The organism is Pseudomonas sp. HP_14 (assembly GCF_055283875.1).
Map to the genome: position 1 here is coordinate 72,470 of NZ_JBTOQI010000003.1, position 18,617 is coordinate 91,086.

Annotated in this window: 17 protein-coding genes; 8 read left to right on the forward strand and 9 right to left on the reverse strand. The window is 58.5% G+C overall.

The genetic code is table 11. The features are described from left to right. Window positions 1-129: 129 nt before the first annotated feature. From ACYASS_RS03525 to ACYASS_RS03535, 3 genes are all read left to right on the forward strand, one after another. A complete protein-coding gene (locus tag ACYASS_RS03525) occupies window positions 130-666 on the forward strand; it encodes a DinB family protein (RefSeq protein ID WP_463585112.1) in 537 nt (178 codons plus the stop codon). A 133-nt stretch (window positions 667-799) separates the two neighbouring features. Further along, window positions 800-1,417, forward strand: a complete 618-nt coding sequence (locus ACYASS_RS03530) for a hypothetical protein (protein WP_463585113.1) — start codon at window positions 800-802, stop codon at window positions 1,415-1,417. Window positions 1,418-1,794: 377 nt separating this feature from the next. Next, the gene (locus ACYASS_RS03535) at window positions 1,795-2,841 is read left to right on the forward strand and encodes a diguanylate cyclase domain-containing protein (RefSeq protein WP_463585114.1); all 1,047 of its coding nucleotides are present in this window, start codon (window positions 1,795-1,797) and stop codon (window positions 2,839-2,841) included. A 436-nt stretch (window positions 2,842-3,277) separates the two neighbouring features. Here ACYASS_RS03535 and acpA read toward each other — a convergent pair whose 3' ends face one another. Together acpA and ACYASS_RS03545 are read right to left on the reverse strand one after the other, a co-directional pair. Next, entirely contained in the window at window positions 3,278-4,951 is a 1,674-nt protein-coding gene (gene acpA, locus ACYASS_RS03540) for an acid phosphatase (protein WP_463585115.1), read from the reverse strand. Between the two features lie 106 nt (window positions 4,952-5,057). Further along, window positions 5,058-5,807, reverse strand: a complete 750-nt coding sequence (locus ACYASS_RS03545; protein ID WP_243245916.1) for a substrate-binding periplasmic protein — start codon at window positions 5,805-5,807, stop codon at window positions 5,058-5,060. A 171-nt stretch (window positions 5,808-5,978) separates the two neighbouring features. Here ACYASS_RS03545 and dnaX point away from each other — a divergent pair, with 171 nt between their 5' ends. The 4 genes from dnaX to recR all read left to right on the forward strand — a co-directional run bounded on the left by dnaX (window position 5,979) and on the right by recR (window position 10,741). Next, window positions 5,979-8,123, forward strand: a complete 2,145-nt coding sequence (dnaX, locus tag ACYASS_RS03550) for a DNA polymerase III subunit gamma/tau (protein WP_463585116.1) — start codon at window positions 5,979-5,981, stop codon at window positions 8,121-8,123. Between the two features lie 212 nt (window positions 8,124-8,335). Then, entirely contained in the window at window positions 8,336-8,662 is a 327-nt protein-coding gene (locus ACYASS_RS03555; protein WP_027900954.1) for a YbaB/EbfC family nucleoid-associated protein, read from the forward strand. Between the two features lie 367 nt (window positions 8,663-9,029). Then, the gene (locus tag ACYASS_RS03560) at window positions 9,030-10,064 is read left to right on the forward strand and encodes an NADP-dependent oxidoreductase (protein WP_243245912.1); all 1,035 of its coding nucleotides are present in this window, start codon (window positions 9,030-9,032) and stop codon (window positions 10,062-10,064) included. Window positions 10,065-10,138: 74 nt separating this feature from the next. Then, the gene (gene recR, locus ACYASS_RS03565; protein ID WP_243245911.1) at window positions 10,139-10,741 is read left to right on the forward strand and encodes a recombination mediator RecR; all 603 of its coding nucleotides are present in this window, start codon (window positions 10,139-10,141) and stop codon (window positions 10,739-10,741) included. A 260-nt stretch (window positions 10,742-11,001) separates the two neighbouring features. Here recR and ACYASS_RS03570 read toward each other — a convergent pair whose 3' ends face one another. Both ACYASS_RS03570 and fnr read right to left on the reverse strand, forming a co-directional pair. Next, window positions 11,002-11,547, reverse strand: a complete 546-nt coding sequence (locus tag ACYASS_RS03570) for an adenine phosphoribosyltransferase (protein ID WP_027900957.1) — start codon at window positions 11,545-11,547, stop codon at window positions 11,002-11,004. Window positions 11,548-11,615: 68 nt separating this feature from the next. After that, window positions 11,616-12,350 (reverse strand): fumarate/nitrate reduction transcriptional regulator Fnr, encoded by a 735-nt coding sequence (fnr, locus tag ACYASS_RS03575; RefSeq protein WP_087266374.1) that lies wholly within the window; start codon window positions 12,348-12,350, stop codon window positions 11,616-11,618. 154 nt (window positions 12,351-12,504) lie between these two features. Between fnr and ACYASS_RS03580 the strand changes: the two genes are divergently transcribed. Then, a complete protein-coding gene (locus ACYASS_RS03580; protein WP_463585117.1) occupies window positions 12,505-12,981 on the forward strand; it encodes a chemotaxis protein in 477 nt (158 codons plus the stop codon). Between the two features lie 27 nt (window positions 12,982-13,008). Here ACYASS_RS03580 and hemN read toward each other — a convergent pair whose 3' ends face one another. The 5 genes from hemN to ACYASS_RS03605 form a co-directional block, all read right to left on the reverse strand. Further along, entirely contained in the window at window positions 13,009-14,391 is a 1,383-nt protein-coding gene (hemN, locus tag ACYASS_RS03585) for an oxygen-independent coproporphyrinogen III oxidase (RefSeq protein WP_463585118.1), read from the reverse strand. Between the two features lie 73 nt (window positions 14,392-14,464). After that, window positions 14,465-15,148 carry a sulfite exporter TauE/SafE family protein gene (locus tag ACYASS_RS03590; RefSeq protein WP_463585119.1) on the reverse strand — a complete coding sequence of 228 codons (684 nt, stop codon included), beginning with the start codon at window positions 15,146-15,148 and terminating at the stop codon, window positions 14,465-14,467. A 155-nt stretch (window positions 15,149-15,303) separates the two neighbouring features. Next, complete coding sequence (gene ccoS / locus ACYASS_RS03595) at window positions 15,304-15,507, reverse strand: cbb3-type cytochrome oxidase assembly protein CcoS (protein ID WP_243245902.1); 204 nt, start codon at window positions 15,505-15,507, stop codon at window positions 15,304-15,306. Beyond that, on the reverse strand, window positions 15,486-17,948 hold the full coding sequence (locus ACYASS_RS03600) for a heavy metal translocating P-type ATPase (protein WP_463585120.1): 2,463 nt from the start codon (window positions 17,946-17,948) through the stop codon (window positions 15,486-15,488). The genes ccoS and ACYASS_RS03600 overlap by 22 nt, the downstream gene beginning before the upstream one ends. 121 nt (window positions 17,949-18,069) lie before the next feature. After that, window positions 18,070-18,609 carry a FixH family protein gene (locus ACYASS_RS03605; RefSeq protein WP_463585121.1) on the reverse strand — a complete coding sequence of 180 codons (540 nt, stop codon included), beginning with the start codon at window positions 18,607-18,609 and terminating at the stop codon, window positions 18,070-18,072. Window positions 18,610-18,617 lie beyond the last annotated feature (8 nt).

The following is an 18,617-nucleotide window of genomic DNA, read 5'->3' on the forward strand; positions in this document are numbered from 1 at the left end:
TTCAGGTAAGTGACGCCCCGGTCCTCCCAGCGGTGTGTCGGTTGGCAGACGTACTTGCAGGCCGTTACTGAATCTCGCAAAGTCCGCTTTTGCGCTTCCTTTTATGGCGTATTGCCGGGAAACCCTACCTTGAATCGTCTCGATCATATCCAGCTCATGGCCGCTTATAACCAGTGGATGAACGACAAGCTGTCTGTCGCTGCTGCCAGCCTGCCCGAAGAGGCGTTGAGCGCGGACCGCAATGCATTCTTCGGTTCAATCATGGGCACGCTGAACCATCTGCTGGTGGGCGATACCGTTTGGCTCAAACGCTTCGCACGGCATCCGGCAGGGTTTCCGGCGCTGGATGTAGTGCGTGCTCTGCCTGATCCCAAAGCCTTGAATGAGCAGGTCTATAGCAACCTGGCTGAACTGGCGGTGCAGCGCACACGGGTTGATCAGGCAATCATCGAGTGGGCCGCCGGGTTGCGGGAGGCCGATCTTGATGCGGTGCTGGGCTACACCAATACTGCGGGCATTCCGGCAGCACGTGATTTTTATGGATTGTTGATTCACTTCTTCAATCATCAGACCCACCACCGCGGGCAGGCGACGACACTGCTGACGCAGGCGGGCGTTGATGTCGGTTCTACCGATCTGTTGGGGCTGATTCCGGATATTGGCTGACACGCTGGCTCGCCGAGTACGTTGTCGGTGGACGGCATAAGGCCATTCAGCTAATTTTGCGCGGTCGTCAATAAGGCACCGTTGTGGTGCGACGGATCCACGACCCTCATTATTAAAGGACTGAAACCTGCCAATGAAACTCTCTGCTTTGATTCTTCCTGCCATCGCGCTGTTTACAGCTGCCAATGCTTCAGCCGCCACAGACTCGCTGGCTGATTTCTTGAGCTGCGGCACCCAGTCGTTCCCGGTGGTTACGCAAGCACCGTTCAAGTCGCTGGTTGCCAGCAAGCAGGAAAACGGCCATATCACCCTGCAGGGCGGCATCAAGACCGAGATGGGCCAGCGCTGGATCTTCGATAAGCCGGTGGTGGTTGGCGATCTGTCCTTGACCGGCTTCTACGCCGAGGACATGGATCTTATGGGCTCGCGCATCATCAGTTGGGGGTTCTATGTTCAGCAGTCGCCTGAGCAAGTCGTAGCGTCTCTGAAGAAAAAGCACTCTCTGGAGCTGTTGTCGACCAATGGTGTTTTTGCCCGTCCGGAAATCTGGTCCGAGAAACAGTCGAAATGGCTCCCCGAGACCTCAGGTGACACCGCTGGCAAGCTGGTCACCGACACCTCCGAGCGGGTCCTGATAGTCGAGCCTGCGTCTGCCGACCTGACCGGGGACAGCAAGGGCATGTTGACGTGTTCTATCCAGGGAAAAGTCAGCGAAGCGGCGTTGAAGTCGAGCCGTCCAGATCTGCTTTAAAATCACCTGATGTCTGGCAGGCCGTCATGCAGGTTCAGGTGGCGGCTTGATGATCAACTGAGCCATCTTGAATTTCCGCTTCTGAGCGGTTGTTTGAACATCTCCACTACTCTTACCTTTGTTCAGCAATGCATGAACGCTGTAAACACCCACCGCAGAATAAAAAACACACGGAGCACCCTACAGCAGCGCGAGCTGCATGCGGCGCTCTACGACAGGGAACTCGGTGCCTCGACAGACGCTCGTAGTAACCGGATTAACCAAGACTGGCCTTGTCACCGACATCAAGGCCACTCGAAGTCAGTCGATAGCTTGAACATAAACCCAATTTGATTCGCACTGCTCGCTTGGATGCATCGCACTAATGAGGCTGCTTGATGAATACCCTATCGGCGAGTGATCGTGCGCAACTGTTGCGTGAAACCACCGCGCAGTTCTGGCAGCACATCGTGCCTATTGTGCAAATCGCTTTCTGTATTCACCTCATATTGTTCGTACTGTTCTGTGCACTGAAAGTACCTTCCCTAGCTGTGGGTAACGGTCTGAGCATTCTGGCTTATGTGGTCTGTCTCAAGGCCATCCGTGCGGGGCGCTACAGCTTTGCCGGGATGGTGATGAGCGTGGAAATCATCCTGCACGCGTTGTTGGCGACATGGGTGCTGGGGTGGAACAGCAACTTTTACTTCTATCTTTACTGCGTGATTCCGATTATCGCGTTCAGTTTTCAAAGTGCGCGCCGCCCACGGTTACTGCTGAACCTGGCCATTCTCGTCGTCTCGGTAGGTGGCTTCGCGCTGCGTGGGCAGATGGGCATCGATTCTGGTGTGGCGCCGCAGTTGCTCGAGGTGTTCGGTATCGTCAATGTCCTGACCGCCATTGGCGTGCTATTGCACGGCACCGCGTTGTCTGTGCGCTTTACGCGGTCTATGCAACTGAACCTGTTTCACACTGCCAACCGCGACAGCCTGACCAACCTCTATACCCGGCGCAGAGTGATGCTCGGGGTGCGGCAACTGGCCGACTCGGTACCGTCAGCGATCATCCTGCTGGACATCGACCACTTCAAACAGATCAACGACCGCCTGGGACACGAGCAGGGCGACCTGATCCTTCAGCGTGTCGCAGAGGCCATCAACAGCAACGTGCGCACCACCGACGTTGCTTCCCGTTGGGGCGGCGAAGAATTTCTGGTGCTCATGCCCGACACCTCGGCGCAGGCTGCCCAGGCAGTGGCAGAGCGCATCCTGCGGTGTATTCGCGAATGGGTGGGACAAGTGGACCATGGGCCGCTGGTGGTCACTGCGACCCTGGCCGTCAGCGAAATCCGCCCGGCAGAAAGCTTCGAGAGCGCCCTTAACCGCGCCGATCAGGCCCTGTATCAAGGCAAGCAACAGGGGCGTAACCAACTGGTCATGGCGGGTTGAGTGTGCTGAGAGCTGATCGGATCGGTTGAACCTGCGGCGGCCCACGGTTCAGGATCTGCGGGCGGGTGTGCCTCGCAGGTTGGCGCTGATCTTAAGTTCAGGATCGCCCCCGTGGGGCAGAATTCATTCGGGAAGACGGTATTTCAGGCTGCACAAAGGCGGCGAATGTACCGGCCTCTTCGCGAATGAATTCGCTCCTACCGGGATCAACGCTTGCAGGCAAACATAGAATCTCCCACATGAGATCGCGCTTTTCTGTTCAACCTGGACCTGGACCTGGCCTGAGCAGCAATCCGACGAATCAGTTGCCATGGTGTATCAGGTTTACCGAGTAATCGTTCTTCGCGGGCAAGCCACGCTCCAACAGGTGAGCGGTTACGGGCGAACACAGAATCTCCCGCGTCACCAGGCAGTGGCCGACAGAACACTCAACTGATCACGTGGGAAACTGCAGCGCATTGGTCAAGTCACCCATCGGCGATTGCCCGCGAGCAACCATCGCGCTGTCTCGCTCCTTGAGACCGTTGAGCTTTTCCAGCCCGTGAACCCGAGTGATCAGACGCAGAATCGAGGCCGTATCGTAGACCGTATGATCGACCGTGCCCTTACGCGCGAAAGGCGAAACCACCAGCGCAGGAATCCGCGTACCCGGCCCCCAACGATCGCCCTGGGGTGGCGCTACGTGATCCCACCAGCCGCCATTTTCGTCGACAGTAATGACAACCACCATGTTCGCCCATTGCGGGCTGTTGCGCAGCACCTTGATAACGCGGTCGATATGCCGATCACCTGCGGCGACATCCGCGTAACCTGCGTGCATATTCAGATTGCCTTGAGGCTTATAGAACGTCACCGCAGGCAGCTTGCCCGCCTCAGCATCGGCAAGGAACCTGTTGCTGCTGGCCTCATCGCCCAACCCGCCATCGCGCAGCCGTTTTTTCCGTTCAACCGGGTTCTGCGGGCCTTGCTGCACGAAGTAATTGAACGGCTGATGGTGGTACTGGAAGTTAGGTATTTTCGGGATCCCTGTGGAATCCTTGAACTCATCAAGCGTGACTTGCCAGGCACCTGCATACCACGCCCAGTCGATGTTCTTCTTCGACAGCTTGTCGCCAATGTGTTCGTGAGTCTGTGGCACCAGCACGTTGGGCAAATCCGGCATGGAATAGTCCGGCTTTGCCGGATCACGTAGCCAGGTTGGCCAGAACGGTGGGGCGAGGGTATTGACCGCATAGCCATCGGGCGTCAGCGCGCTGGGGCCGAATTGCGGTGGACCGGTCATGGCACTGGCCGGAGACTGCTCCAGTGGCTTGAGGCGCGGGTCCTTCGGGTTGTCGCTTTCCAGGCGGGCAATTTGTGATTTCGCCACCGAGTTCGCAGCGTTCGGGTACGTGGGGGCGGTGGCGGCAATCAGATACTGGTGGTTGAGAAACGAGCCGCCAAAGGCTCCCTGGAAGAAGTTGTCACAGAGTACAAACTCCTTGGCGACATCCCACAGGCGCAGCGAGTACTGGCTTTGTGCGTAGTAACCCATCGGCAGGCCACCCGCATCAGCCCAGGCAACGAAACGGTCATTCTTGCCGCCGTTGATTTGCATCTGATTCTGATAAAACACATGCCACAGGTCCCGGGTGACGAGGCTCAGCGGCAAATCTTCGCCATTGATACCTTTGAGCGGGAAGGGCGCATTGGGCAGGTTTTCCTGAAACTGACCGCCAGCAGGGTAGCTCACGCCGTCAACCGTTTGCGGGCCCACTTGCAGAACGCCGCCCCAGGCCGGTGGCAGGGTTTTCAGCATCGAGCCGTCGCGGTCACGTTGTTGATAATCGCCTGGCTTGAGCGCCGACAGGGGCTTTTGGACCCCGGGGAAATTACCGAACAGGTTATTGAAACTGCGGTTCTCGGCGTAAATCACCACGACGGTTTTGACATGCTCGCGCAGCGCCTTGTCCAGTGCCGCACCTGTGAGGGGGGCGACTGGAGCTGACGAGGATTTCTGAGCGGTATCGCAGCCGCTCAAGGCGATACCGGCTCCTAAAGCTGCCATCCCTCCCAGAAAACGACGGCGACTGGGGTTGTTTTGCGAGGCATCGTCGGGTTTATCGCTCATGTGAACTACCTGCCTGGGCTAAGTGTTGCTAAATATTTCAGGCGAGCGTATCGACGCTATGTGACGGTATTACTACAGCAGGCCTGTTGCAGGCTTCTCGCAGGGTTCAGATACGCGGGGCTGTGTAGCGATCGATAATCCGCTGGATTTCACCGGAGACTCTCATGCGTACCAGTGTGCGCAGGATTTTTTGCGTCGGCAGATCAGGGTCATTGCGCACGATGCAACCGGCGGGCTGTTCGCTGATTAACGAGATGGCTTTCAACTGTTTGCTGGCAGGCAGATCGCGATTGAGCCAATCCAATACCAGTTGGCTCGACACCGCGTAGTTATAGCGGCCCGCGGCCAGTTTTCTGAGGGTCTGCTCCTGATTGCGGGCATCCTCACGCACCAACTGGTGATTGTCGAACAGGTACTGCAGATCCGGATAGTTGTAGCCCAGCACGGTGCCAATGGTTTCGTTGTCGAATTGGCCCGGGTAAGGCCCTGCGGCGGTCTCGGCAGAGGCAATCAGCAAATCACGTTGATACAGGATCGGCAGGCTCCAGAAGTAATCGCCTGACAGGTGGGGCACCCAGGCTTGCGCCGCGTAGCAACGGATGTCGACTTCGCCGCGCTCCAGTGCTGCCTGCACGCGCAGGCGCGGCAGCACGTGATACTCGGCTTCGCGACCCACCTGGCTGGCCAGGCTTTGCATGATGTCGAACAGAATCCCGGCTGTGGGTTGATAGTCCTCCAGTTGAACCAGTGGCATCGACCAGCTTTCAGCCACGGAAAATCGCAGTGGGGGCTCGGCAGCTCCGGCGTTCAGGGTAAATAGCAACAGTACGCTCGGTATGAGCCGACTTCTACGCATGGGAGGTCCCTCAAGTGCGAGCCGCGAATGAGGCTCTTAAAGACCCGACTACTGCGTGGCCTTACATCCATTTGCACAGCTTAGTCAGATTAGACGAGGACACCAGATGCAATTTTGCCCCTGCTCCGCTAGCATTAGCGGTCTTCCGCTTCCCAGTTGCGACGGTTTTCCATGAGTTATCAGGTTCTTGCACGTAAATGGCGTCCGCGCTCGTTCCGCGAAATGGTCGGCCAGACCCATGTGCTGAAGGCCCTGATCAATGCGCTGGACAGCCAGCGGCTGCACCACGCCTATTTATTCACCGGCACCCGGGGCGTAGGTAAAACCACGATTGCGCGGATTATCGCCAAGTGCCTCAACTGTGAAACCGGCATTACGTCGACGCCTTGCGGCACCTGCTCGGTGTGCCGGGAGATCGATGAAGGTCGGTTTGTCGACCTGATCGAAATCGACGCCGCGAGCCGCACCAAGGTCGAGGACACCCGTGAGCTGCTGGATAATGTGCAATACGCGCCGAGCCGCGGACGCTTCAAGGTCTACCTGATCGACGAAGTGCACATGCTCTCCAGCCACTCGTTCAACGCGTTGCTCAAGACCCTTGAAGAGCCTCCGCCGTACGTCAAATTCATCCTCGCGACCACCGACCCGCAAAAGCTGCCAGCGACGATACTGTCGCGCTGTCTGCAGTTCTCACTGAAAAATATGACGCCGGAGCGCGTGGTCGAGCATTTGACCCATGTGCTGGGCGTCGAAAACGTCCCGTTCGAAGACGATGCACTGTGGTTGCTGGGGCGTGCCGCCGACGGCTCGATGCGCGATGCCATGAGCCTTACCGATCAGGCCATCGCCTTTGGCGAAGGCAAGGTAATGGCCGCCGATGTGCGGGCCATGCTCGGTACGCTGGATCACGGTCAAGTGTTCGATGTACTGACCGCTTTGATCGACGGTGATGCCCGCAGTCTGCTGGAAGCCGTCCGCCACCTGGCCGAGCAGGGCCCTGACTGGAACGGCGTGTTGTCGGAGATTCTCAACGTATTGCATCGCGTGGCGATAGCCCAGGCGTTGCCTGAGGGTGTCGACAACGGCCATGGCGACCGTGAGCGTGTGCTTGCTCTGGCGCAGGCATTGCCTGCCGAAGACGTACAGTTTTACTACCAGATGGGCTTGATCGGTCGACGCGATCTGCCGTTGGCGCCCGATCCTCGTGGCGGCTTCGAAATGGTCCTGCTGCGGATGTTGGCGTTTCGCCCCGCAGACAGCAGCGATGCCCCGAGGCAGCCACTAAAGACAGTGGGAATCAACCCGGCCACAGTTGATTCCGCACAACCAGTGGCCGGTGCGACCGCTGTCGCGCCGGTAGCAGTTGCTCCTGTGCAGGCTGCCGCTCCGGTTGTTGCTGAGCCAGTTGCTGCTCCGATTGTCGAGCCGGTCGCGCCGACTCCCGTTGCAGCTGCGCCAGAATCTGAGCCAGTAGCAGAAGTCGACTTGCCATGGAACGAGCCCAAGGCGTTGCCGCCGGTAGCCGAGGAGCAACCCGAACCCCAGCCGGTTGCTATGCCTGCTCAGGAACTAGTTGCCGAGCCGGTACTCGACACTGTCGCCGAGCAGCCTGAACTCACGCCGATGCCAAGTCCTGCGCCAGCCAGTCCGGTGCCGGATGCGCCGGAGGTTGAAGCTCCACAGCCTGAGGCCTTCGCCGAGCAGGCCGTGACTCCCGCAATGCTTGAAGCCATTCCCGATGCTTACGTTCCTGCGCCGATGGACCGTGAAGACGAACCGCCACCGGACGACGATTATGTCGAGCCGGATGTGGATATCGATCCGGCGTCCTACAGTTATCTGGATGAACTCGCGCACGAAACCGTGACCGAAGAGGTCGAAGCTGAACCGGCCCCGGCGTCAAAACCGGCGACGGGCCTGGCAGCTGAATGGCTGGACATGTTTAACAAGTTACCGATTTCCGGCATGACCAGCAGCATCGCATCCAACTGCACACTGGTCTCGATGGACGGCGATAACTGGTTGCTGCACCTGGATCCTGGGCACAGCGCCTTGTTCAACGCGACCCAGTTGCGCCGTATTAACGATGGCCTCAATCAATTTGCCGGGCGCACGATCAACCTCAAGATCGAGTTGATCAAACCCGAACAGGAAACCCCGGCCCAGGCGGCTTCGCGGTTGCGTGTCGAGCGTCAGCGGCAGGCGGAAGCGTCGATCCATGCTGATCCGTTCATCCAGCAGATGCTTGAACAGTTTGGCGCGGTGATCCGGGAGGATACGATTAAACCCGTGGATGCCCCGGTCCAGACTGTGTGAAAACGTAGCGAGCGAAGGTAAGACAAGGCAAAAACAGGCGAAAAAGCGGAGTCTAGGTGTTCTAAATGAGCATTTTTCGCCTGTTTTTAACGCAGTATTACCGAGCGCAGTAGTTATCACCCAGTCTGGGTGGCTCAGACTCATTAACTGACGGTGGGATACCGAACGGTTTCCCCACCCGCTAACACAATCAATTTTCGAGGAGATATCCCATGATGAAAGGTGGCATGGCTGGTCTGATGAAGCAGGCGCAGCAAATGCAGGAAAAAATGGCCAAGATGCAGGAAGAACTGGCCAATGCCGAAGTCACCGGCCAATCGGGCGCAGGCCTGGTCAGCGTAGTGATGACCGGTCGCCATGACGTCAAGCGCATCAATCTGGATGACAGCCTGATGCAGGAAGACAAGGAAGTGCTGGAAGACCTGATCGCTGCTGCCGTCAACGACGCAGTACGCAAGATTGAACAGGCCAGCCAGGAAAAGACCTCCAGCATGACCGCTGGCATGCAACTGCCTCCAGGCATGAAGCTGCCGTTCTGATTGCAGGTTGTACCCCAAAATGCCAGGCCTTGTGCCTGGCATTTTGTTTTTGCAAAAAGGTTCGGGTCGTCCTGAGCCTGTGGGAGCGGTGCTTGCCCGCGATAAAAGCACCGCAGATATCAGGTCAATCGCGTCCAGACTTATCGCGGGCAAGTACCGCTCACACAGATAAAGCGCGTTTCACCTGTGGGAGCCGGGCTTGCCCGCGATGCAGACGCTGCAGTCTCGCAGATGAATCTGATTGATTTCTTCGCGAGCAAGCTCGGCTCCCACAGATAATGCTCATCAGCATCCAACCGAACGTCGCTGGCTTCAGAAGGTCTGCTTCTGCATACCCCATAGAATTCATTTCCAAGGAGCCGCTTTGATGACCCAAGAATTGATTCTTAACCAGCGAATTGTCCTGGCCTCCCGTCCGACCGGTGCGCCGACCCCGGAAAACTTCCGTCTGGAACGTGAAGCACTGCCGGACCTGCAGGAAGGGCAAGTGCAGTTGCGCACCCTTTACCTGTCTCTTGACCCCTATATGCGCGGGCGTATGAGTGACGCGCCGTCCTATGCCGATCCGGTCGAGATAGACGACGTGATGGAAGGCGGTGCTGTCAGCATTGTTGAGCAGTCGCGTAACCCAAAGTACAAGGTTGGTGACCGCGTGGTTGGCCAGACGGGCTGGCAGACTCATAGCATCAATGATGGAGCGGCGCTGCAGCTCATCCCGAAAGACTTGCCAAGCGACTCCATGGCTGTCGGCGTGCTAGGTATGCCGGGTATGACGGCCTACATGGGCCTGATGGACATCGGCAAACCGCAGGAAGGCGAAACGCTGGTGGTCGCGGCGGCGTCGGGTGCGGTGGGCTCAGTGGTGGGGCAGGTCGCTAAATTGAACGGCTTGCGAGTTGTCGGCGTAGCAGGTGGTGCGGACAAGTGCCGTTATGTGGTTGATGAACTGGGCTTCGACGCCTGTATCGACCACAAGGGCGACAATTTCGCCGAAGAATTGAAGCAGGCTTGCGGTAAAGGCATCGACATCTACTTCGAACTGGTTGGCGGCAAAGTCTTCGATGCCGTGTTGCCGCTACTCAATCCCAAGGCGCGGATTCCAGTGTGTGGCGTGATTGCTCAGTACAACGCTCAGGGCGTGCCTGAAGGTCCGAACGACTTGCCACTGCTGTTGCGCACGATACTGACCAAGCGCGCCCGTATGCAGGGTTTTATCGTGTTCGAGGAATACGGCCATCGTCACGAAGAGTTCTTCCGCGAGATGACGCCACTGGTCACCGAAGGCAAGATCAAATTCCGTGAAGACGTGGTGCAGGGCCTTGAGCAAGCGCCAGAAGCCTTTATTGGCCTGCTGGAAGGGCGCAACTTTGGCAAATTGGTGGTTCACGTCTCAGACGCATGACGTAACCCTTGATTGACGCTGCTGGCAGGGCGCGGGTATAAACCGCGTCTTGTGTTTTTGTCGGACCTTTCTCCATGAGCTTCAGCCCACTGATTCGCCAACTGATCGATGCCCTGCGCACCCTGCCAGGGGTCGGTCAAAAAACTGCGCAACGCATGGCGCTGCAACTGCTTGAGCGTGATCGCAGTGGCGGTTCGCGGCTGGCGTTGGCATTAAGCCAGGCGATGGAAGGGGTAGGGCATTGTCGGCAGTGCCGAACCTTGACTGAAGACGATCTGTGTCCGCAGTGCTCGGACACCCGTCGGGATGACACCCTGCTGTGCGTGGTGGAGGGTCCGATGGATGTCTACGCGGTAGAACAGACTGGTTATCGTGGTCGCTACTTCGTACTCAAGGGGCACTTGTCGCCGCTGGACGGGCTTGGTCCGGAGGCCATCGGCATTCCGCAACTGCTGGCGCGTATCAACGAACAGGGGACTTTTACTGAAGTCATTCTGGCCACCAATCCGACTGTCGAAGGCGAAGCCACCGCGCACTACATCGCGCAACTGCTGACCAACAAAGGCCTGATCACTTCACGCATCGCCCACGGTGTACCGCTGGGTGGCGAGTTGGAGCTGGTGGACGGCGGCACGTTGGCGCACTCGTTTGCAGGGCGCAAACCGATCGCGTTGTAAATGCCTGACGCTTAATCAGGCCGCGCTGTCTCGTGGCAAGCACAGGACCTGTAGGAGCTGCCGAAGGCTGCGATCGCGGTCTGTCAGGATAAATGCATCGCAGCCTTCGGCAGCTCCTACAGAAAATGCATTTCAATCCAGTAGTTTGTATGTTGTTTGATGAGCGAATGGGCGGCCCTTAACAGTTTTGGGCTGACACACCGCATTCGCGAATAAAGTGGAGCGCCACCCGATCGCTCCCACAGGGGGGGGCGGTGGGCTTACTCCGTCAAACCAAAGCTGGTCAGGCAGAACGTAGGGATTTGCAGGTCTTGCAGGCGCTTTGAGCCGCCCAGTTCCGGCAAATCAATAATGGCCGCTGCTTCGTGAATCTTCGCGCCCATACGGCGGATCAGATTGGCGGCGGCAATCAGCGTTCCGCCTGTGGCGATCAGGTCATCGAACATCACCACCGAGTCGCCGTCGCACAAGCTGTCGGCGTGCACTTCAAGAAATGCTTCGCCGTATTCAGTCTGATAACCCTCTGACAGCACGTCCGCAGGCAATTTACCCTGCTTGCGAAACAGGATCAGCGGCTTGTTGAGTTCATAAGCCACAATCGAACCGATCAGAAAGCCCCTGGCATCCATCACACCGATGTGACTGAAATCCGCCTCGATGTAACGTTGCACGAAACTGTCCATCACCAGTCGAGTGGCTTTAGGGGATTGGAACAGTGGGGTGATGTCGCGAAAGATAACGCCCGGCTTGGGAAAGTCCACGACCGGGCGAATCAGGGATTTGAAGCTGGCTTCGTCGAAAATCATCAGGTGGTCCAAGGCTGGAGGTTTGAATCGATTGCCTAGTCTAAAGGCGCCAGCTCCGGATCGCACCCTCAGCTTTCGATAGCGCCACCCGCCAGTGCGCACAGCTGGATCGGATCAAGGATCCTGATCTCTTTGCCTTCTGCAGCAATCAGTTCGTTCTGCTGGAAGCGAGTGAAGACCCGCGACACTGTCTCCACCGCGAGCCCCAGGTGATTACCAATCTCGTTGCGCGACATGCTCAGGCGGAACTGATTGGCCGAAAAGCCCCGGGCACGGAAGCGCGCCGACAGGTTGACCAGAAACGTCGCGATGCGCTCGTCTGCGGTTTTTTTCGACAGCAGCAACATCATTTGCTGATCGTCACGGATTTCCCGGCTCATGACGCGCATCAACTGGCGGCGCAGTTGTGGCAGCTGCACGGAGAGTTCGTCCAGACGCTCAAACGGGATTTCACACACCGAGGTGGTTTCCAGCGCCTGAGCCGAAACCGGATAGGCTTCAGCGTCCATGCCCGACATGCCCACAAGCTCGCTGGGCAAATGGAAACCGGTCAGTTGCTCTTCGCCACCGTCACTGATATTGAAGGTCTTCAGTGCGCCCGAACGTACCGCGTATACCGAGCCGAAAGTGTCACCCTGACGGAACAGGAACTCGCCCTTTTTCAGCGGTCGACCGCGTTTGACGATCTGGTCCAGAGCATCCATGTCTTCGAGATTCAAGGAGAGCGGCAAGCACAGCGGAGCCAGACTGCAATCCTTGCAATGGGCCTGGGTATGAGCGCGTACTTTGACTGGCTCGGGCATCACTTTATTTCCTTGTGGTAATCACACATAAGTCATAAGGGTAACTCACCAGTGACTACTCAGGCCAGCGCCGAACTGCCGCAGGGCTATCAAGCTTTGCATGCAGCGGTCGATAGTTTTGGCATCACCCGCCTTCTCAAACAGGTCCCCGCTCATGTGGTCATCCGCTCTTACCGCCATCAGCCGTGCTTTCCTGACGGCCAATGCGGCTGCACAGAAAAGCGCCGCTGAAAAGGCCGCGCCACAGAGTGCCGCTACCATACCGACCTCCCAGAGCGCAGAGGTCAGTCTTTCTGCGGCCGGTCTGGCGAGGGCGGCGTTATCCGGCTCGACCAATACTGATATCAAGCAGAGTGGCTTGCCAGACTCGGTGCAGAAAATCCTGACTTCTGTGCGTGACTCTCAGAAAAGGCTGGCCCAATCGAACAGCGAGTTACAGGCGACCCTCAACGACAAGTCGCTCAATCCCGATATGCGCCAGGCGAAGGCGGCTGCACTGCAGACCGTTTCTGCCATTTATCAGCGTCAGATCAGTACTTCGGCCAGTGACCTGTCTTCTGTCATGAACGCACTGCAACTGAAATCGGCCGACAAAGCCAAGGCAAGCATGCTGATGCTGGCCAAAATGTAAGCGAGCGGCCCATCCTGCAGGAGCTGCTCATATCACCCGGGAAAAACGCTGGCGATTCTGTTCGGTCAGGTACGCGTCGAAGACCATGCATACCGAGCGAGCCAATAGCCGACCGGCGGGCAGTATCGCGATGCCCGTTGCCTCAAGAGCGATCAGCCCGTCGCTGGCCATGGTTGTGAGCTGCGGCCATAACTCGCGGAAATAAGCCCGGAAGTCGATATCGAATTCCGTTTCAATGTCGGCAAACCGCAACGTGAAATGACAGACCAGTTGTTGAATCACCGCTCGGCGAATACGGTCGTCCTGATTGCACACCAGGCCGCGTTTGGTCGCCAATTGGTCGCTGGCCAGCAGGCTTTGGTAGTCAGCCAGGTCGTTGCTGTTCTGGCTGTACAGATTGCCGATCTGGCTGATCGCTGAAACGCCCAGACCAATCAGGTCGCAGTGGCCGTGAGTGGTGTAGCCCTGAAAATTACGTCGCAGGGTCAGTTCTTCCTGAGCGATCGCCAGTTCATCATCCGGCAGGGCGAAGTGATCCATACCGATGTAGCGGTAACCGGCTGCGGTCAATTGCTCGATCGTGTGTTCGAGCATCTGTAATTTGGTTTCGGGTGAGGGCAGGTCATTGCTGTCGATACGCCGCTGCGGCATGAAGCGCTCCGGCAGATGAGCGTAGTTGAACACTGACAGCCGGTCGGGTTGCAGGGCGATGATTTCTTCTACCGTCCGCGCAAAAGCCTGCGGCGTCTGTTTGGGCAGCCCGTAAATCAGATCGATGTTGACTGAGCGGAATTGCAGGGTACGTGCGGCATCGATGATCGCCTGGGTTTCTTCCAGGCTTTGCAGGCGATTCACCGCGCGCTGAACCTGAGGGTCCAGATCCTGCACGCCGAGGCTGACCCGGTTGAAGCCCAGTTCGCGCAACAGCCCCATGGTCGACCAGTCAGCTTCGCGCGGATCAATCTCGATGCCATAGTCGCCGGAATCGTCGTCCAGCAGGTTGAAGTGCTGGCGCAGGAAACCCATTAATTGGCGTAACTCATCGGGGCTCAGAAAGGTCGGCGTGCCGCCGCCAAAATGCAGCTGTTCGACGACCTGGCCAGGATCAAGGTGGCAGGCAATCATCCGCATTTCATGCTCGAGCCGCTGCAGATAGGCCTGGGCGCGACCGCGATCCTTGGTAATGACTTTGTTGCAGGCGCAGTAGTAGCAAATGTTGGCGCAGAACGGGATATGCACGTAAAGCGACAGCGGGCGGACGGCCTTGCGGCTGTCGCGCAGTGCATGCAGCAGGTCGAAGGCACCGACCTGCGTATGAAATTGCACTGCTGTGGGGTAGGAGGTGTAGCGTGGTCCCGCCAGATCGTAGCGGCGAATCAGATCAGAATCCCAACGGATGGCGTCGAGCATGTTGGCGTTCCCTGGGGCGGCTGGCAGTAACGGTCAGTCTAAGGAAACGCGCTTGCAGTTCTTTTGATATGGGTCAATGGCCCATCAACCAGTGCTGATGCGGGCCAGGCAGTGTCCAGAGTCCGAACATGATCACTAGCAGGCCGCCCGCCATCCGGACGCCACGCTTGCGCAACACCGCGGTAGTCCGTTGCGCCGCAAGGCCGGTTGCCAGTAATACCGGGCAGGTACCGATGCCGAAGGCCAGCATCAGCAAAGCGCTGTTGATGGCATTACCCTGGCTCGCCGCCCAGAGCAGGGTGCTGTACACCAGACCGCAAGGTAACCAGCCCCACAGTCCGCCCAGCAGCAACGCGCGCGGCAAGCTCGACACCGGCAGCAGTCGATTGGCGACAGGTTGAATGTAACGCCACAACCAGCGGCCAAGGCCTTCGATACGGGTCAGGCCGCTCCACCACCCGGCCAGATAAAAGCCCATGGCGATCAGCAGCAACGCGGCCACCACGCGCAATGCCAATGCGCCGGGGCTATTGGCGACTGCCCAGCCCGCCAGACCGGTCAATAACCCGGCGCAGGCGTAGCTGCAAATTCGCCCGAGGTTATAGGCCAACAGCAGCCTGAAACGTCGGCTGCGTTGCTCATTGGGAATGGCCAGTGTCAGCGCGCCCATCAGTCCGCCGCACATGCCCAGGCAATGCCCTCCGCCGAGCAGGCCGAGGATCAGGGCTGAAATCAGGAGGGGGGCCAAGTCAGCCATGAGTCCGCTCATCACAGATAAAATGACTTTCCGAACTGAAATGCTTTCTTTGTAGGCGCTCACGAGCAACGCGAGGCAGCGATAGCATTCTGCCTGACACACCGCCATCGCTGCCTCGCGTTGCTCGTGAGCTCCTGCAAGAATGTCGGCCAGACCTAAACATCAGACTCATCTTTCTTCCTTCCCGCAACCTCATCAACTGCCGCCTGATGTTTCGGGTCCTGGTCATCAAAAAGAATGCTGTGCGCCGGGCCTTCCATGTCGTCGTATTGGCCGCTGTCCACTGCCCAGAAGAAAATATAGATAGCCACGCCAACCAGCAGCAACGCCGCCGGGATCATGATGTAGAGCGCTGGCATAAAGCCTCCGAAGCAGGCTGCCGATGAGGTTCTGAGGTGGACGGCATGCGGGTCAGGCGCAACGCATTGAGCACCACCGCCAATGAACTGATGGACATGCCCACCGCAGCCCAGATGGGGGTGATCCAGCCGAGGGCCGCAAAAGGCAGCATGAGGCCATTGTACAGCCCGGCCCAGAGCAGATTCTCAGTGATCACCCGGCGTGTCCGGCGCGCCAGACCAAAGGCTTGAATCAGTGCTTGCAACCGGTTGGACAGCAGGACCGCGTCGGCACTGGTTTTTGCCAGGTCAGTCGCCGAGCCCATGGCGATACTGATGTCGGCAGCCGCCAGGATTGGTACATCATTGACGCCGTCTCCGAGCATCAAGACTTTGCGCCCTTGCTGCTGAAGCTGTTGCAGGACGGCCAGTTTGGCATCGGGATGCAGGCCGCCACGGGCTTCGTCGATACCCAGTTCGGCAGCGACCAGAGCAACCATCGGCGAGCTGTCGCCTGACAGCAGCAAGGTTTGCCAGCCGCGCGCCTTGCAGTCCTGCAGCAGTGCGTGTGCATCTTCACGCAGTCGGTCATCAAGTACGAACCAGGCCAAAGGCCCTTCGCGGTCGCCGAGTAGCAGGTGCTGGCCGGTCTGATCGGGCGCTGGTGGGATGTCGCAGGCGCTCAAGCCGCAGACAAACTCCGGTTGGCCAATCCGTAGTGTTTGTCCGTTGACGACACCTTCAAGCCCCAGCCCCGGTCGGCTGAGTACCTCCTCGGCAGCCGCAGGTGCGCGGCCGAAGGCTTTTGCGATGGGGTGCTCCGAACGATTCTCCAGCGCGGCTGCGAGGCGCAGGCAGCTGTCTGCATCCAGTTTGCCCAGCGGCTTGATACTGCGCAGCGCCAGCAGTCCTTCGGTCAGGGTTCCGGTTTTGTCGAAAATCACCGTGTCGATCTGATTCAAGCCTTCCAGCACATGGCCCCGGGTCAGCAACAATCCCTGTGTGTGCAAGGTTCCGGTAGCGGCTGTCAGCGCTGTCGGGGTGGCCAGCGACAGGGCGCAAGGGCACGTCGCGACCAGCATCGCCAGTACGATCCAGAACGCCCGCGACGAATCGATCTGCCACCAGACAACGCCGATAATTGCAGCGGCAATCAATGAAAACAACAGGAACCACTGAGCTGCCCGATCAGCGATTTCCGCCAATCGGGGTTTTTCCGCCTGTGCGCGCTCCAGCAATCGGACGATGGCTGACAGGCGGGTTTCATGCCCCAGCGCGAGTACTTCCACGGTGAGCGTACTTTCAACGTTCAAGGTGCCCGCCGTGACCGCATCGCCAGGGTTGCGCGGCTGAGGCAGGTACTCACCGGTCAGCAACGATTCGTCGATGCTCGATAGACCCTCGAGGATTTTGCCGTCGGCGGGCAGTACAGCACCGGGCTGCACCAGTATCTGATCACCTAGCTTCAGTTCGCTGAGCAGGATGCGTTCGCTCTGGCCCTGTTTATCCAGGCGCAGGCAGGACGCGGGCAGCAGATTGACCAGTTGCGCGGTGGCCGCCGCAGTGCGCTCGCGAGCGCGGCGTTCCAGATAGCGTCCGGCCAGCAGGAACAGGGCGAACATGCCCACCGCATCGAAGTACAACTCGCCGTTGCCAGTGATGGCGGTCCAGATACCCGCGACATAGGCACCGCCAATCGCCAGGGATACGGAAACGTCCATGGTCAGATGGCGGGTGCGCAGGTCACGCATGGCCCCGCGAAAGAATGGCGCGCAGCTGTAAAAGACGATGGGCGTCGTCAGAAACATCGCCACCCAACGCAGGATGGTGTGCATCTCCGGGCTGAGGTCGATGTTGAATTCCGGCCAGGTGGCCATGGTCGCCATCATCGCCTGGAACCACAGCAGCCCGGCCACACCGAGCTGGCGCAGGGCCTGACGATTTTCATCAGCCAGTTTGGCCGCAGCCCGGTCAGCCTGATAAGGGTGCGCGACGTAGCCGATATTGCGCAATTGGCTCAATAGCTGGCTCAACGGCATTTGGCCGTCGGACCAACTGACGTGGAGCCTGTGGTTGGACAGATTCAGGCGTGCTTCACCGACGGCGGGCAGGGTGCGCAGGTGGCGTTCGATGAGCCAGCCACACGCCGCACAGCTGATGCCCTCTATCAACAGCGTCGCTTCTGCCAGATCGCCTTGATGCCGCACGAACGGTGCCTGCACCTCAGCGCGGTCGTACAACGCCAGTTCGTCCAGCAACTGCGCAGGCAGTGTTTCCGGATTGGCGGACGCCTGGCTACGATGGCTGTAATAACTTTCCAGGCCACCGGCAACGATCGATTCAGCCACCGCCTGACACCCCGGACAACACATCGCCCGGGTTTCCCCGAGCACGACGGCATGAAAGCCACTGCCAGTCGGGACGGGCAGAGCGCAGTGGTAGCAGGGGATGGGTGTGGTCATGGTCTTTGGGTCGCAGCAAAACAAAGGTAGGAGCCAACTTGTTGGCGAGGAGGCGTTACGCGGAGTGTCAGGGTAGCCCTCTCGCGAACAAGTTCGCTCCTACCGGAATTGTGCGGTGCGCTCACTTTCTCAAATCTTCCGCACCCTGAATCGCTTCATCGCCCAGTGCAAGGTCTTTGTCGTGGCTGATCAGTTCTTCTTCGAACAACCGCCAGGTCTGGCCGTTTTCGCTGCCCAGCAACTCAACAAAACGCCGACCCTCGACTTTATCGGTCAACTGGCCGATGTAGCGATCCGGCTCGGTAGCGCTTTGGGTCAGGAAAACTCTGCGGTCTTTCTGCGGCTGGGTCGGGGAGATCAGGTTCAGCTCCAGGGTCTTCGGTTTGCTGTTACCGCCCAGGCGCAGATCGGCTTCACCCGTCAACTCGTCCAGACGCACACGGGCTTTGAGCTTCAAGGTCTGGGCCAGCAGTTCGCGGTCCAGTGAGCGATTGATGCCTTTGCCAGCTTCGTAATAATTGTCGTTGACCAGGTTATCCGGGTTATTTACCGCGATCGTCACCATGGTCAGCGACAGCGTCACCGAGCAGGTCAGAATACCAATCAGGATCCATGGCCAGATGTGCTTGTACCAAGGGCTTTGCGCAGTTGCGACGGACATGGGTTGCT

Bases quoted from the DNA above. Each gene is read 5' to 3' on its own strand.
- ACYASS_RS03570 (WP_027900957.1), bottom strand. From the start codon at position 11,547: ATGATTTTCGACGAAGCCAGCTTCAAATCCCTGATTCGCCCGGTCGTG.
- hemN (WP_463585118.1), bottom strand. From the start codon at position 14,391: ATGCTCGACGCCATCCGTTGGGATTCTGATCTGATTCGCCGCTACGAT.
- ccoS (WP_243245902.1), bottom strand. From the start codon at position 15,507: ATGCCAGCGCTCTACATCATGATCCCGGCGGCGTTGCTGCTGGTTGGC.
- ACYASS_RS03580 (WP_463585117.1), top strand. From the start codon at position 12,505: ATGTGGTCATCCGCTCTTACCGCCATCAGCCGTGCTTTCCTGACGGCC.
- ACYASS_RS03560 (WP_243245912.1), top strand. From the start codon at position 9,030: ATGACCCAAGAATTGATTCTTAACCAGCGAATTGTCCTGGCCTCCCGT.
- ACYASS_RS03545 (WP_243245916.1), bottom strand. From the start codon at position 5,807: ATGCGTAGAAGTCGGCTCATACCGAGCGTACTGTTGCTATTTACCCTG.
- ACYASS_RS03600 (WP_463585120.1), bottom strand. From the start codon at position 17,948: ATGACCACACCCATCCCCTGCTACCACTGCGCTCTGCCCGTCCCGACT.
- ACYASS_RS03535 (WP_463585114.1), top strand. From the start codon at position 1,795: ATGAATACCCTATCGGCGAGTGATCGTGCGCAACTGTTGCGTGAAACC.
- dnaX (WP_463585116.1), top strand. From the start codon at position 5,979: ATGAGTTATCAGGTTCTTGCACGTAAATGGCGTCCGCGCTCGTTCCGC.
- recR (WP_243245911.1), top strand. From the start codon at position 10,139: ATGAGCTTCAGCCCACTGATTCGCCAACTGATCGATGCCCTGCGCACC.
- ACYASS_RS03555 (WP_027900954.1), top strand. From the start codon at position 8,336: ATGATGAAAGGTGGCATGGCTGGTCTGATGAAGCAGGCGCAGCAAATG.
- ACYASS_RS03590 (WP_463585119.1), bottom strand. From the start codon at position 15,148: ATGGCTGACTTGGCCCCCCTCCTGATTTCAGCCCTGATCCTCGGCCTG.
- acpA (WP_463585115.1), bottom strand. From the start codon at position 4,951: ATGAGCGATAAACCCGACGATGCCTCGCAAAACAACCCCAGTCGCCGT.
- fnr (WP_087266374.1), bottom strand. From the start codon at position 12,350: ATGCCCGAGCCAGTCAAAGTACGCGCTCATACCCAGGCCCATTGCAAG.
- ACYASS_RS03530 (WP_463585113.1), top strand. From the start codon at position 800: ATGAAACTCTCTGCTTTGATTCTTCCTGCCATCGCGCTGTTTACAGCT.
- ACYASS_RS03605 (WP_463585121.1), bottom strand. From the start codon at position 18,609: ATGTCCGTCGCAACTGCGCAAAGCCCTTGGTACAAGCACATCTGGCCA.